This window comes from Collimonas antrihumi (assembly GCF_018304965.1).
Classification (GTDB): domain Bacteria; phylum Pseudomonadota; class Gammaproteobacteria; order Burkholderiales; family Burkholderiaceae_D; genus Collimonas; species Collimonas antrihumi.
In genome coordinates, this window is the sequence record NZ_JAGQED010000039.1 from 1 (window position 1) to 13126 (window position 13126).

Consider the following 13126-nt stretch of genomic DNA (forward strand, 5'->3'; position numbering starts at 1 on the left):
CGCGTATTTGTCAAATCCAGCAATGGCAAGTGTCGTTTGTTTCATGGGCTTCATCCAAATTTGTTTCGAATACCTCGTCTAACGCTTCAATGCGGTCGGGCGTTTACTTAATCAGAGATTCCTTAAGATTGCAAGCCCAGTTCATCGGCTTGTTACGTGCCCAAGTCGGAAGCAATGGGTCTTTCAAAATGCTCTGTTCAAAAGCTTGAAAGTCAGGGGCGTCAGTAATACCACTTGAAAACAATTTTTCATTACATAGCGCACCTGGATAAACCGCGCCATTCATATCGTATTGAATAGACTGAGCCATTATATTCTGGCAGAGGAAAGTTAGACTCAAATAACCTATGCATCGAATCACATATGACGCCATTGATTTGTATCCGTAGAAAAATTACAGCATGTATGGTTAAAATTATCGAATTTACTCTGCGTATGTGCGTGGTGGCGGCTACCGCCACTGATCGCCGGTGTTGATCGCGCTGCCGTTGATCTGGATCTGGCTGTCGTAGGTCGCCCAGACTCTGGATGATGACATGCTCACGGTTGACGATGGTGACGGTGCCAATATTGATGCTATTCCGCGCAGCAATGACGCCGGTCTGCCCTCGCTATTGTTGATGCTAACAACGCCAGGTATCTGCATTTTCTTAAAAGTCTCTCGACGCAGGATAATGATGTCTTTAAACATGGGCACGTGCTATTTTTAAGAATGCGTTCAGAGTAAAGAGCGCTATGCAGGGTGGCAAATAGACGCGGATCAGAGGTGCGCTAACACCCATGATCCACTAACCAATCAACTAAACGGAGTAGTTAATATGGCTAAGCGCAATAGTACGCGAGATACCAGCACATCGATAGTAAACGCAGCACAGCGGCTCAGTGTGTCTTTTTATCAGGACGATGATCCTGAAGCACTCTGGATTCGCCTGCATGGCAACGGCATGAAACAGACAGGCTTCAGTCCCAATGCCAACGTGCGTATCAGAGTCATGACCGGGTGTCTGATGATTACCAGCGATTAAAACCTTCCTATATCAACGGCAAACAGAAGGTCGCTCCCGACTCCGTGCGCCACATGAGGCCGGGAGTTCATTTTCTGGTTAGGTGTAGCGAGCCACATTGTTCTTAATCAAATATTTCTCCGACTGGTGCCACTACCGATTGTAAGCGACGGGACCGAAATATGCCGTCGATCATGCCCGATCTTGAGTTGCTTCGTCCTTATTAATAGAACACTAGGATGGCTTTCGCCTCATTTTTTGCAATCAGGAAGTTCCGGATATTGTCGGCAGACCGGAATCATTATTGAAAGCGAAACGTTTGCTCTGTCTGGGATAAAACCTTTAGCCTGCATGCACATTTGCACACGCGCAGCGACACCAATACTTACCTGTTCGCCAGATCCGAGAGGATTAGGGTAGCCACATGCATACATTACAGGCAGGGTCGCTTGATAATTTTCTGGTCGTAACTTGTAATCCTGTGATGCCCCTGCAGGTCGCCAACTTATTAAGCTGTACGATGTAAGATTCGATTTTTCCAAAATAGGCCAGAACCCTGGGTCATCCTCAAAAAAAGGCATTGCTTCAAGCTGGGTGACGCTTACGGGATATCCTTGTTTCTGAGCTACACATGCAGGCATTTCTTTTGCTATATCGCAGATATCAGAAAATCCAGAATTCTGGAATCCCTTTTGTTTCATGCATTGATACATCTTGACTGCCTCGTTGCGAGGAGTTTCTCTAGTTGTACCCGCAGCGTTCGGAAATCCACAATCGCGCATGGCCTGTTTGGCGTCTGCTTCAGAAGCATTTGGCTTAATCCAAGTTTTGAAAACAGGAGGATTTGCACAGCTGGCAAGGAAAAATACAGCTGAGCCTATTACAGTCAAATTTCCAAGATGAAAGAAACGGAGATGCATGTCTTATATCCAATCAGAATGATTTACCAACATATCTAGCAATGCCAGTATTTCCCGTTGCTGTTTTGTGTCGGCCAATTGGCCCGTTATTTCTCATCCATATGAAGTTGGCGGTTGTTAGCGACTGGAAAATTCGCTCATATCAAAAACCACGCGTTGAACTTGAGGCACTAGCGCCAACAGCCCCTTGTCCAGCGCGTCTGCCGCCTGCTCGGCGTCAGCTAAAAGACCCCTGTAGGTGATATATGTTGGCTTACTCAGCATGTTCGACAGGCTGCTCTCAATTAACGGCTGCTGAGGGTTACTCATAAGAGCGAATTCCACAATGGCGACCGGCCGATAACTGCTGGTGGCGCTTTCTGCCACATAGCTCTTTGAAGTACGTAATACCAGTGCTGTGTAACCGGGTGTGAACACCATATTCTTGGCCATGCTCTTGGATAACGCAGCATCACCCAGCGGACGTTCGATCTCAGTCAGCTTAACTTCTCGCCCGGTTACGCGAAGTTGCTCCGCCAGGTTTTGGGCGAATTGCTCTGTAAAGTCATGCGTGCCGGAAGCGTCGTGCACGGCCTTCGTGAAATCAGCACTACGGCTGCGAGCGCGATCAGCCATCGTAGTCTTGCTCGCAGCGTGTGCCCCTAATCCCGCAATCAAACCAATAGGCCCCAGCAAGCCAGACAGGCCGGCATAGCCCGATCCTCCGGCGTCGATCACGGGATATTCCTGATCGGAATGATAAAAAATCTCGATGCGCTGGGTTGCTTCAATTGCGGATCGATTGGTCTGCTTTTGTGCGACATGCGGCGGCGCAGTGGCGCAGCCGAGGAGAAATAGGGGTAGAAGTATTGAGAACAGGATGGAATTTATTTTCTTCATTGGGGGGATAATCTTTTCTTTAAGTGAACTTGTGATTAATGGGAAACTCAGTGTGGAAGACGAAATTTCAGAGGAAGCTCAGTTTGATGATTACCAGCAATTAAACGCCGCTGACCATAGCGCTATTTTTTTCTGCTAAAAAATCCCCACCAACATCTGGTTACGGCCAGATGTTGGTGGGGATTTTTACGTTTTAAAACAACGAAATACTATGGTTTATTTTTATCGTCTTCGCTTGGCTTTTTCGGAGTATTCAACGAACCTAGAAATGCTACGAAGACAGCAAATATACCTACGCCAACCGGAACGTAACAAAAAATAATGAGAGACGATGAATTGTCGTCAGTAAAAATATTTTTAAACCCAACCCATCCCCTATAGTAAATTCCAAGAATAAGAGCAAATATTTGCCAGGCAAATGCCGCGAATAAAAAAATCACCCAATATTTAAACCGACCTAGCCATTGCGCCAGCGCAGGGCCAAACAAGCCGCCCAATATCCCAGACCAGAAGCCATCGAACATAACAACCTCCAGTTAGGGATTGGTGGATTGTTTGACTGCGCCTTGTGCAGCCTGACCGGCAACATTGCCAAACATCGTGCTATTAGCGCGAATGATGAATCCTGGCAGTGTCAACCAGTTACCAAGTGCGTTCGGCACGCCAGCCCAACTAAACATAGCCGTGCTGTACATGCCGACTGGAGCACCCACCGCCATTGCTGTAGCCAAGCCTGGATAAGAGAAGCGCTGTTCAAATCCTGATACTATATTTTGACCAGTTGCGTAGTAATCCTTAAGGGCTTCTGCACCAACGCCAAGCGTATAAAATCCTCCTGAAACCGCTGCACCCGTGCCTAAAGCCGTCCCCGGCGAATACCCAGCCGCAGCAGCCTTGTAAGCCGCATACACATCCATCGCTGCGCCACTCAACGGCCCCGCACCTGCAATCGCACCAGCCAATCCAGCAGCGCCAAGGGTCGCATTACTTACGTTTTGTTGAATAGCTTGTTCACGAGCGACTGCAGCAGCAAGGTCATTTGCCGATGGAATATTCTGCCCACCATGTTCAGCATATATATTCGGATTGGCCTTCTGTTCCGGCGTCGCATAGAACATATAACCCAGCCCGCCATAGCCGTCCGCGCCTAGCATGCCTTTCGCATGACTGAGGAATTCGCTAGCATCTTGATCCCATGCCCCAGGAGAACCGGATTGCACCTGGCGATCTGCCTGTGCTGTCAATTCTTGCTGTGCCTGATCAACAGAAATACCTTTCTGTTTGGCGTAACGCTCCGCATTATTTTTGATGTAGTCTTTTTCATCCGGATGCAACTGCCGATTGTTAGCGTCTATTTTTCTGCATCGTCATCATCTTTGTAACTGTCTTTGGCATTTTTATATGCGTTGTCGAATGGTTTTATTTTTAACATTGCTGAACGACTTGAGATGCCACCTATTGCACCAATCACAAGGCCAATACAAGATACGATCAATGTTGAATCAAATTCAAGACCAATAAAAATAAGGGCTATACCGACAACGCAAAGAACTCCGCGCACAAGAGGAGTGAAATTTCCGTCTTTTATGAATATGCTCATTTTTAGATTGGCTCCCGTTAAATTTTTAGATTTATGGCGAATTCTTAATTACCTCTGATGCTCCGTTAAGAACTGGAGCAAAAAGAGGGTATCTTTCCGATAAAAAGTAATTGCCAATATCTATACCACTTCCAGACAAGTAATCTCTTGGGTTAGGCCTTAATATTTGCTCCACAAAGCCACTACCCAGTCCAATTGTCGTTGCTAGAAGCGCTACGGCCTCAGCAGCAGGAGTGTGAGGTCCAGGTACGGCACCAGCCAAAGCAGCTGTTGACCCAACCCAACCCGCCTGAGTAGAAACAAATCCTGCCGTATCCGCCAATTGATCTCTTGTTGGCAACTGCGGATTAATCAACACAACCGAACACTGTGTTCCAACACAATTAGCTTGCGCGAATGGATTATTGGCAGATGAAGGATTTCCCATGCCCAAAGCAAGATTCTCTGCGGGAGACCACGAATAGGTATCTCCAGCATTTTGCTGAATGTAGTCCATCAAATCAGCAGAAACATTTAACGGAATCTGCTGCACCAGTTGTTGACTACCATCTTGCTGATTCTGAACAACAGACCATTTCGCCCCCTCATCGTAGACCGTCGCGGCACTACCGTCCACGTTGACGATAGCTCCTGCACCGACGCCTTCGCCCAGCAAATTATTCCTGGCTGCCCGCATCGCATCTTCAACCTGTTCAACGGTATATTTCCCGTTGCTGTTTTGCGCCAGTCTCTTGGCTAGTTCTTTCTCATCCGGATGAAGTTGGCGGTTGTTAGTATCCACCGCCAACCCCATCCCAGCCCCAGCAACACTACCGCCACTTGCCACGGCCCCGAGCCCAGCCGCCGTCCCCATCGCAACGGTCTGGGCGGCCAATTGCGCAGCCTGTGGACTCATTCCTGCATCTATCAAACCTTGGGTCACATTGTTCTGCAAGTCTTGCAGCAGCGGCGCAGCACTGGCCGCAGCACCGGCCCCTAGTGCCCCGCCGACACCACCACCCAATGCACCGGCAACGGTATGCAAGGCAATCCGATATTCACCTCCTTCATCCCATTTTTTTGCGTCAGCTAACAAGGCTGCTTTTTTGCCAGGATCACTTTCATTAGCCGCCTGCTTTTTGAGATCATCAGCTTGATTACCGGCAAACGTGCCGATGGCTTTCGGTGCCTGTTGGCTAAACGCCAGCGTAATCTGCGTTTGCGCGTCGATGTTCTTTTGCACTTTGTCTTGATCGAAGATTTTACCGATGCCGGTTTCCACATCGTCGCTTCTGACGGCGGCATTGCCGGCAATGCCGCTGACGCCGCTGTGCGTGGTGCTGTCAGCATTGCCGCTTTCTGAGCCGTAACCTACGCCGGCACCTTGGCTGGACGCAGGTTGCGTACCTACGCCGGCACTGATGCCGACGCTTTGCCCTCTGTAGTCAGCATGGTTCTCCAGATCGTTATGAGTGAGTGAGCCAGTCGTAAAATTGTTCTTGGCCTCATCAACAGCTCTGTCGGTGCTGGCGATGACGCCGCCGACCAGATTCGTATTGCCCGCCACAACCACATCAAAACCTCCATCACCCGTCTTGATACCAGACTGTTCACCAACACTAATGTAATTACTGTCTACATTGCTCTTGCTGACATTGACGCCAGCCGCACCGGCACCTAGCGGAATGGTGACACCTACGCCGACATTTTTTTGTTGGCTGTCGTAAGTACTGGTGTCTTGGAGACTTTGAACAGTCAGATTGCCTCCGACATTGGCCAGTACCTTATCGGCACTGGCGACGGCGCCGATCAGATTGGTATCGCCACCGGAAATGAGATTAAGTTGATTACCTGCCGTGACGTGGGTGTTGTTGCATTTAACGTCCTGTCCATCCGCATTACCACGCCCTTGACTAGCGCTGGCCGAAACTGTCCAGCCGCTTGTGCCAAAGCCGACACCAACGGAAGCACTACTCGAACTGTTGTTGCTGTGCTGTTCGAACGTATCTTGTGACGCCTGCAAATTGATGTTGTTGTCCGCTATCAGGTTGGCATTATTGCCTGCCGTGATATTACTGCCGATGACATTGATATTGCTGTCGTTGCCACCACCTGTAGCGATGATATTCACATTCCCACCTGCCGTGACGTTGCTTCCTTGCGCAGCGCTGCTGGCTTGTGCACTATGGCTTTCGCTCTTGCTGCTTCCAACACTGACGCTCACGTTATAACCACCTGCTTCTCCAGGATTTTTTGCGACATCGTTATACGTATTATAAGCAGCAAGACCGGCAACAGCACCAGCTAATGTCTGCATGCGGCTGTCATCGGTGTTGCTTGATGCCTTGTTCATTTGTTGGGCAGTTTGCAAGCCTGAGATAATCGGATTGGTTACGGCAACAGTAACACCGCTTTGTTTGAACTTACTGTCTTGCGTAGCACTACTGGTATCGATGGCTGCATTGATATCCACCGACTTAGCCACGATAGTAGTATCACCGTTGGGTGCTAAGACGTTGCTACCAGTCTGGGTATAAGCATTTCCGGCACTGATCACTATATTGCCGTCAGTGCTGCCAACGATACTGGCGTTGTGGGTGAGTGAATTGCTGGTTTGCGCATTTTGCTGTTCCTGGCTGCCAGCCGTAAAGCCAACACCGCCACTACTCATCAAACCGGACTTCTTTTCTTCCGTGCTGTAACTGCCGCTGCTGGTATTCTGGCTGGCGACGATGTTGACGTTATTGCCCGCCACCACGGCAACGTCATGGGTGCCGACGACGTTGCTGCCGGTGACATTTACATCGCGTCCTGCAACCACTTGCACGTTATCACCAGAAAGCGTTGTTCCCACCGATTGCGTGTGCTGTTGCTGATCTTTCATGTGCGAGCTGCTCGACGACATGAAGCCACTGCTGGTGGTATAGATTTCCTGATCTTTACTGCCGGTCTCTTGCGCACGGTTGAGATTGACATCCCGTCCGGCAGCGACGCTGAGGTTTTGATCGGCATTCACATACGCCGCATTGGCATTGATATCCTGCCCGGCAGCCAGCGTCACATTACCCCCCGATTGAATCGCAGCACCAACCGCTTGCGTCTGGCTTTCATTGAGATGGTTTTGCGCACCGTAAGTCACGTTCGATGTCGCCTGCGTCGTCACGGTGTTCAGATTAATATCACGCCCCGCAACAAACGCAGCGTCACCCGTGGTGCTGATCGCCGCTCCCGCCAGATGGATATCGCGGCCACTCTGGATACTCAACTGGTCGGCGTTAACCGTCGCCACTTGCCCCAAGCCGATATTGGTACCGTTCTTGCTAGTCGCAGCACTGGTGGTGCTGGCCATCGTCATATCGCGCCCGGCGAGTATCCCGACGCGGTTGCCGGAGATGCTGCCGCCATTGATCAGGTCGTTATCCGCCACCAGTACCGTCGTGCCGGTCTTGGCATCGCTGCGAATGGCCCCGGTATTGTTGATATCGGTGGCATGTATCAAGGTGTTATTGGACGCTTGCAACGTACCACCGTTGTTCAACGTGCCGTTGACGCTCAAATCGATATCCCGCCCGGACATTACCGCGCCGCTCGGACTCACATCGCCATTTTCCGTACGCGACAGATACACCACCGGAACCAGCACGCTGGCGCCGGTCCCATCGGGCAGCGTCACATCTTGCGCAACCAGCCAGACCAGATCAGAAGTCAGATTGGCCATCTGCGCCGCAGTCAAGGCAATCCCCGGCGTCAGTTGGAACTGTTGCGCGTAGCTCACGCCAGCATCCATCAAGGCCGCGTACTGCGCCTCATTGCTGGTGTAGCTGCCCAGGAAACGCTTGCCGGTCAATTCAGCGATCTGATCGTTGATCAACTTCTGTTCATAAAAACCATCGCCCAGGCGTTTTTGCGCTGCCATCGGATCGATGCCCAGGCGCTCCAGCATGTAATTGCTGGAAATGAAATTGCCGTAGTTGGTGAATTTGGGATCGGTTTCGATCAGATATCCGGCGTTCGGATTCTGGGTAATCGGAAATAACTGGCTATTGGGCAGCGTCAGGTTCGGCAACGGCTTATTCGCCGTGCCTATCGTTTGCGGGCTGCCGGAGGTGCCGGTATTGCCGCCGGCAGAACCTTTCACGCCACCCACCGTAGGCCCATCGCCAACCAGATCCTGGCCACCTTGATTGCCGCCGATAGTGCTGCTGCCGGCAGCCGGCACCGTGCTGTTGCCGACACCGCTACCGATGGCACCGTTATCGCCCTGGTCCGGCCTGGTTTGATCCAGTACCGTCCACACCGGCAGCATAAAGGACGATGACGGCAACGCTACATCATAGGCCGCGCCGTTGTTATCGTAGGTGTAATTATTGTTGTGCGAACTGCCGCTGACCCAGTGGTAGTAATTCTGCCAGGCGGTCATCTGGTTGGTGGTCACCACCTCCCCTTCAGCGCCGATATTGTGCAGGTCGCCGACTTGCCCGCCGAGCGTGCCGCCGGCAATCATGGTGCTTTTATCGTTGATGACGTTGCCCGACAAGGTCATGTTGTTGCCGGATGTGATTTGACCCGGAGCACTGGCAATGACTTCAGTTTTTTCGACGACTTGCGTGTAGTCGCGCTTGTAGAATTGTTCGTAGCGGCCGCCACCCGGCAAGACTAAAACGATTCCGCCGCGACCGCTGTCGCTCCAGGATATCTCACTTTCGTCGTACCAGATGCCGCTATTCCAGGCGCGGTATTGGGCGACGTGGGTAGTCTGGGCAGGGTCGATGACCAGGCCTGTTTCAAAGTGATCGTTGCGGTTAGTCAGGTTGGCTGTCTGTAACGTCAGGTTATTCCCGGCGTCGATGGTGGCCGATGCATTCAGTATCGATGCAGAATTGCCGACCGCCTTGTGATCGGCATCCAGGCTGCCGCCGAACGTCATGTCGTTCAGGCTCTGGATGATCGCGTGTTCGCGATTGACGATGGTCGCCGCCCCCAGATCCATGTCGTTACGGGAAGCGATCACGCCGGCCTGGGAAGTGCTGCCGTCGGCATTCAAGATGCCATCGTTGGTAATACTCTGCGCACCGATGGCAACATCGTCGCCGTAGATGCGGCCGAGGTTATAGACCGCACCGTCCGCTTGAATCAAGGTGCTGCCATTGCCGGCATTGATTAACGCACCGTATTGATTGGTGACATTGGCTGCCGCCAAACTCAGATTGCGGACGGCTTCCAGATTGCCTGCGTTCGTCAACGTGCCGCTGGTGCTGAAACTGAGATCGCGATTGGCCGTGAATTGATTGTCTGCAGTGTTGATATAATCGCCCTGCAGGTGGATGGCGGCGTCCTGGCCGGCGATGACTTTACCTTCGCCCACGATCGTAGCGGCGTTCACCGACACGTTCTTGTCGGCGCCGATGTTGCCCAGCGTATTGGTGAGATTGCCGCTGACAGATAAGGTGATATTGCCGCCATCGCCTGCGGTATTGCCGATGTGCCCCGAGCTGTTATCCAAACTGGCGACGACCACATTGATATCACCCGATGCGCCGATGCTGCCAGCGCTATTGTTGAGCGTTGCCGCTGCCTGATTGATGTTCAGGTTGCGCGCAGCGAACAGCCCGCCCTGGCTATTATTGAAGTTGTCCGCAATCGCCAGACGCATGTCTGCGGCAGAGATGACCTGGCCTTGCCCGGTATTGCTCAGGTTGTCTGCCACGAGCGACAAGTCGCCGTTGGCTTCGATGCGGCCAGCGCTATTGCTGATGGCATGCGTCGCCATCGCGCTGAGGGAAGCGTCGCTTTGCATGACGCCGGCAGTATTGGCGAGCGTGCCATCGGCATTCAGGGAAAGATCCTGTTTGCTGTAGAACGTGCCTTCGGTGTTGTCGATGTCTGCGGCATTGACGTTCAGATCGCCCGCGCTGCCGATGAAACCACCGATGCCGTTCGCCGCGGTGTTGCTTAAACCTTGACGTAGACGGATGTTCAGCGCGGAATTTCCTAAACTCTGCACAGTGCCTGCAGCGTTGTTGAGGTTGTTGGCGTCGATCGCCAGGCCGCCGTTAATTGCCTCCACCTTGCCGCCGGCATTATTGACCTGGCCGGCTGCGCTGAGCGTCAACCTGTCGCCGCCCAGATAACCGCCGTTGCTGTTGTCGATATCGCCGGTTGTTGATGTCACCGAGGTGGCGTCCGCGCCAAACAAAGTACCGCCTCGATTTTCGATCGCGTTTGCAGTGACGTTGGCAGTACCATTGCTGCCGATGGTTCCCCCGGAATTGTGCAAGGCGCCGCTGCCAACGTTCACAGTGAGTTGACCCGCGCCAGCATGGGAAATCGTGCCACTGTCATTGATCAATTGCAGTGGTGTTAATGTCAGATCGGTGCTGTTGGTCTGGATTAAGCCGCCGTTGCTGTTGTCCAGCGTATCGGCGACGTCAATGATGCTGGCGCCATCCCCGAATTGGGCGATCCGACCTTGTTGATTCGAGAGATTGGTGGCGTGAAGGGTGAGCCGGTCGGCGTTGATTTGACCGCCGTTATTGTTTAATTGCGCAACGGTGGCATTGATCCTGGCTGCGTCCAGCACACCTTGCGTATTGCTCAGTGCAGCCGCTTGTGCCGTTAAGGTATTGGCTGCCGCCATGCGGCCGCCGTTGTTATCGAGCTGGTTCTGGATATTCGCCGATAGATTGTTGCCCGCCGTGATGCTGCCACTGTTAGTAGCATTGACAGCAGTAATGGCCACATCGCCGTTGCCGCCGATGATACCCCCTTGCGCGCCATCGGCGGTAGTGCCTGCTGCATTGGTCAGTCGACCGTTAGCATTCAAAGTCAGGCCACTACTATCCAGGGAGGTGACGCGGCCAGCAGTATTGTCGATATTGGCAACGCTTACCTGCAAAGCGTTGGCTGCCTGGATCATTCCTTGAACATTGTTGAGATTGCCGGCGAGGTTCAACGCTGCATTGCGGTTGGCGATGAGCGAACCGGTTTGATTGTCCAGGCTGGCGGCAATGAGTAGCAATTGGCCGTTGGTCGCGATGTCACCGTCGACGTTGCTGGCGCCGCCCGTGTCGATGGCTAACGTGCCGGCGCCCGCATGCGTAATATGGCCGGCGTCATTGAGCAGGCTCCCTGATTGCAGATGGAGATTGGTCGCGTTAGTGGCAATGATGCCGGACGTATTATTGATGACACCGGCGGTCGCGATGGTGGTATCGCCCGTATCCGACTGGATGATGCTGCCGCCAACATTCGAAAGCGCATCGGAATTGCTGGTGAAATGTGCCGTATTAATGACGCCTTGATCGTTGATCAGCGTCCCCGCTGCATGAAGTGCCGTGCCGCCTGCTGCTTGCAGGTTGGCGCCGCTGTGATCGAGGTCCCCAGCTGTCGCTGTGAGCGCGGTGGAACCGTTGGAACTGGTATCGGCATTACTGAGATCAATGCTGGCGCCCGTCATCGCCAGGTTACCGCCGGCGGTGTTCTGGCCGATAGCAGTAATTGTGCCGTCAGCATTGAGAGCAAGATTGCCTGCCTGTGTCGCTTTGCCGTCGGCGTCTATGCCAGCCGCCAGCACGCCCGTCGAATAGATCGCTGCGCCATTGACGTTGAGGTCCCCCTGCGCCGCCATGGTGCCGCTGTTCGATAGCCGGCCTCCACTATTGACGTCGACTTGCCGGGCATAGAGCGTGCCGCCATTGTCGACATCAGCGCTGCTATGAATCGTAATTTGGCCGCTGGCATTGGTCTTGTTGTTCAGTGTCACTTTGCCGTCGTTACTGATCGTCACGTTACCAGCGCTGGCCGCTACATCGCCCAGCAGTTTGACGGCGACACCATGCTCGTTGCCAACGAGCCTGATCTTTTGTGCGTACATGCCGCCGAGCATGGCGCTGTCGATGCCGACGGCTGGCTGGCCACCTTCACCGGCAATGATCTGGACGTTGCCAAGATCGCCGTAATCGACCTGCGCGGCGCCGGTCACAACATTGAGGCGGTTGGCGAATAATTTGTCATTGACCGACACGGAACGGGCGATCAGGTCTAATTGCTCGGTCCCGGTGCCGTTCATGCCGCCGGCGCCGATATCGATATCGCCCCTGGCCACGCGGAAAGCGGCCAGGCTGCCGTCGCCGCCGAATACGGGAGCGCCTGTCGTCAGGACGCCACGGGCAGTATTAATAAAGCCTGCACCGCCGCCGGCTGAAATACCGTTCGGATTGGCAACGATGACTTCTGCCCGCTGTCCCGCCACTTCGATGTAGCCATTGAGGTGCGACCTGGACGTACTCATCACTTCGTTGAGGATGATGTTAGCGGGCGTATTGATCTGACCATTGCCCTCTATGTAGCCGCCTAGCTGGGTACTCACCGCGGTCGGGTTGTTGTTTAAAATGACCCCATGCAGGTCGACCGAGAACTGCTCGTATTTATTGTGGGACAGTCCGGCGCCGTTGGGTTGCACAATTTGTACGACCGGAACGCCGTTGGCCGCTCTGTCGATCATCGGTGCCGGTCCGCCATTCTTATAGGCGCCTGCTGCGCATTGACCACCGTTACCCCGCCAAACAGACCGGCAATCGCCACGCCCAGCAGCGCCAAGCGCATCAGTGGCGTGGCCGCGACAGAGGCCGGCGCGCTACGCGTTTCTCCCGTGCCCTTGCCTTGACTCGCCACGTGTTCTGAAACAGCAACGAGCATGCCGCGCTTGCGATTGAAAATAAGGCGGAAGTTTTGCTTGTTCATCG

Annotated in this window: 10 protein-coding genes; 1 reads left to right on the forward strand and 9 read right to left on the reverse strand. The window is 53.1% G+C overall.

Annotation, left to right across the window (positions count from 1 at the left end):
• Nucleotides 1-103 precede the first annotated feature (103 nt).
• Nucleotides 104-310 (reverse strand): hypothetical protein, encoded by a 207-nt coding sequence (locus KHU29_RS20565; RefSeq protein WP_211455197.1) that lies wholly within the window; start codon nucleotides 308-310, stop codon nucleotides 104-106.
• A 141-nt stretch (nucleotides 311-451) separates the two neighbouring features.
• Nucleotides 452-691 (reverse strand): hypothetical protein, encoded by a 240-nt coding sequence (locus KHU29_RS20570; protein WP_211455198.1) that lies wholly within the window; start codon nucleotides 689-691, stop codon nucleotides 452-454.
• 127 nt (nucleotides 692-818) lie between these two features.
• Between KHU29_RS20570 and KHU29_RS20575 the strand changes: the two genes are divergently transcribed.
• Nucleotides 819-1025: a SymE family type I addiction module toxin gene (locus KHU29_RS20575; RefSeq protein WP_211455199.1), complete on the forward strand. Its 207-nt coding sequence runs from the start codon at nucleotides 819-821 to the stop codon at nucleotides 1023-1025.
• 230 nt (nucleotides 1026-1255) lie between these two features.
• Here the strand turns inward: KHU29_RS20575 and KHU29_RS20580 are convergent, their stop codons facing one another.
• From KHU29_RS20580 to KHU29_RS20610, 7 genes are all read right to left on the reverse strand, one after another.
• A complete protein-coding gene (locus tag KHU29_RS20580; protein WP_211455200.1) occupies nucleotides 1256-1924 on the reverse strand; it encodes a hypothetical protein in 669 nt (222 codons plus the stop codon).
• A gap of 117 nt (nucleotides 1925-2041) precedes the next feature.
• Nucleotides 2042-2803 carry a hypothetical protein gene (locus tag KHU29_RS20585; protein ID WP_211455201.1) on the reverse strand — a complete coding sequence of 254 codons (762 nt, stop codon included), beginning with the start codon at nucleotides 2801-2803 and terminating at the stop codon, nucleotides 2042-2044.
• Nucleotides 2804-3012: 209 nt separating this feature from the next.
• Nucleotides 3013-3327, reverse strand: coding sequence for a hypothetical protein (locus KHU29_RS20590; protein WP_211455202.1), 315 nt, complete (start codon nucleotides 3325-3327; stop codon nucleotides 3013-3015).
• Nucleotides 3328-3339: 12 nt separating this feature from the next.
• Complete coding sequence (locus tag KHU29_RS20595; protein ID WP_211455203.1) at nucleotides 3340-4137, reverse strand: hypothetical protein; 798 nt, start codon at nucleotides 4135-4137, stop codon at nucleotides 3340-3342.
• A 17-nt stretch (nucleotides 4138-4154) separates the two neighbouring features.
• Nucleotides 4155-4403: a hypothetical protein gene (locus KHU29_RS20600; protein ID WP_211455220.1), complete on the reverse strand. Its 249-nt coding sequence runs from the start codon at nucleotides 4401-4403 to the stop codon at nucleotides 4155-4157.
• Nucleotides 4404-4434: 31 nt separating this feature from the next.
• The gene (locus KHU29_RS20605; protein WP_211455204.1) at nucleotides 4435-12885 is read right to left on the reverse strand and encodes a hemagglutinin repeat-containing protein; all 8451 of its coding nucleotides are present in this window, start codon (nucleotides 12883-12885) and stop codon (nucleotides 4435-4437) included.
• Nucleotides 12882-13124, reverse strand: a complete 243-nt coding sequence (locus KHU29_RS20610) for an ESPR domain-containing protein (protein ID WP_211455205.1) — start codon at nucleotides 13122-13124, stop codon at nucleotides 12882-12884. The genes KHU29_RS20605 and KHU29_RS20610 overlap by 4 nt, the downstream gene beginning before the upstream one ends.
• Nucleotides 13125-13126: the final 2 nt, after the last annotated feature.